This is a genomic window from Meiothermus cerbereus, from assembly GCF_051297115.1.
Lineage (GTDB): Bacteria > Deinococcota > Deinococci > Deinococcales > Thermaceae > Meiothermus > Meiothermus cerbereus_A.
In genome coordinates this window covers 1-646 of sequence record NZ_JBEVAL010000174.1, presented here as the reverse complement: position 1 = coordinate 646, position 646 = coordinate 1, and the positions used below count along the sequence as shown (strand labels likewise).

Here is a 646-nt window from a genome sequence, read left to right as displayed (position 1 = left end):
TGCCCTCTCCTACGGTCTGCGGGAGATCTCCCGGTTGGCCCTCTCCCCGTACCCTGAGTTCCGTGCCGCGCTCACCTGCGGCCTGCCGATGAGCCACCTACCGGGTGATGATGTCGAGGTGGGGCTGTATCAGGACCCGGAGGGGGAGGGGGCCCGGGTACGCTTCCACGGCCTGGTGACGTGTTCCTCGCCGTGGTTGTGCCCGGTCTGTTCCACGGCTCTGGCTGAGCGGCGGGGGGAGGCGTTGGGCCGGGCCCTGGCCCATTTCGTGGGGGCTGGGTGCTACCTGGCCCACGCCGTCCTGACCGTCCAGCACACCCGGGGGGAGGCCCTGGCCGAGGTGTTCAGCGCGCTCTCCAACGCCTGGCGACACATGACCAAATCGCGGGCGTTCAGACCGCACTGGTCGGGCCTGGGCTACGCCCGGGGGATTGAGGTCACGTTAGGCCCCAACGGCTGGCACCCGCACATCCATTTGGCACTGGTCATCCCCCCCGATCGCGACCCCTGGGCCGTGGAGGATGCCCTTTGGGAGGCCTGGTCGGATGCCGTGGTTGCGGTGGGCTGGGCTCCATCCAGCCGGGGCGGGTACTCGTTCGATCTGGCAGAAACCGAGGCCGACGCGGTCGAGGTGGGCCGTTACGTG

The 646-nt window shown here is 69.5% G+C and carries 1 protein-coding gene; it reads left to right on the top strand.

The annotated features are described in order from the left end of the window. Positions 1-646, top strand: a 646-nt coding sequence (locus ABWU19_RS15025) for a protein rep (protein ID WP_435902433.1), incomplete at both ends; no start/stop codon positions are given.